The 932-nt window shown below is 64.3% G+C and carries 2 protein-coding genes; both read left to right on the top strand.

Features of this window, described 5'->3' with window-relative positions; all coding sequences use genetic code 11:
• Positions 1-8 precede the first annotated feature (8 nt).
• Positions 9-335: a flagellar hook-basal body complex protein FliE gene (locus EN969_RS32990; protein WP_013529796.1), complete on the top strand. Its 327-nt coding sequence runs from the start codon at positions 9-11 to the stop codon at positions 333-335.
• A gap of 11 nt (positions 336-346) precedes the next feature.
• Positions 347-932, top strand: a 586-nt coding sequence (flgG, locus tag EN969_RS32985) for a flagellar basal-body rod protein FlgG (protein WP_127419835.1), incomplete at its 3' end; no start/stop codon positions are given.

The raw sequence follows: 932 nt of genomic DNA, 5'->3' as shown, positions 1-932 counted from the left end.
AACCAGTAATGATCAGCGGTATCGGAGCCCTTCAGTTCAAGCCGTCGATCGGCGGCGATGACGCCGCCACAAGCCTGCTCCAGGGCGGCGCGACACCGTCGGCCGGTGGCAATGTCGGCACCTCCTTTGCCGAGGCGCTGAGCCAGGCAGCCTCCAAGACCGTCGACACGATGCAGAATGCCGAGCAGGTATCGATGCAGGCGCTCAAGGGCGATGCCGACACCCGCCAGGTGGTCGACGCCGTGATGAGCGCGCAGCAGGCGCTTCAGACCGCCGTCGCGATACGCGACAAGGTGGTCTCTGCCTATCTCGAAGTCAGTCGAATGGGCATCTGAGGAATTCCGCCATGAAAGCACTCGCCATCGCCGCCACCGGCATGAATGCCCAGCAGACAAATCTGGAAGTCATCGCCAACAACATCGCCAACATCAACACCACCGGCTACAAGCGCGCCCGTGCCGAATTCTCCGACCTGCTCTATCAGGTCGACCGCACGCAAGGCGTGCCCAACCGCTCCAACGCCTCGCTGGTGCCGGAGGGCGTCTCGATCGGCCTCGGCGTCAAGACGACGGCGGTGCGCAACGTGCACACCCAGGGCGAACTGACCAGCACCGGCAACAGTTTCGACCTGGCGCTGACCGGCAGGGGCTGGTTCCAGATCGAGGGTGCCGACGGCGGCACGCTCTACAGCCGCGCCGGCGCTCTCAACACCAACGCCACCGGCCAGCTGGTGACGGTCGACGGCGCTGCGGTCATTCCGGCAATCAATGTTCCCGTTGATGCCGTCGAGGTCATCGTCAACAAGACCGGCCAGGTCTTCGCCCGCATCGACGGCCAGACCGACCTGCAGAACCTCGGTCAGCTTCAGATCGCCAATTTCGCCAACGAGGCCGGCCTGGCGCCGCTTGGCGACAATCTGTTCCAGGAAACCA

The organism is Mesorhizobium sp. M7A.F.Ca.CA.003.01.2.1 (assembly GCF_003998945.1).
In the GTDB taxonomy this organism is placed as follows: domain Bacteria; phylum Pseudomonadota; class Alphaproteobacteria; order Rhizobiales; family Rhizobiaceae; genus Mesorhizobium; species Mesorhizobium ciceri.
This window is presented reverse-complemented; position numbering and strand designations above follow the sequence as displayed.

What these genes read in the sequence shown, in the direction of transcription:
- EN969_RS32990 (WP_013529796.1), top strand. Translation starts at nt 9, where the DNA reads ATGATCAGCGGTATCGGAGCCCTTCAGTTCAAGCCGTCGATCGGCGGC.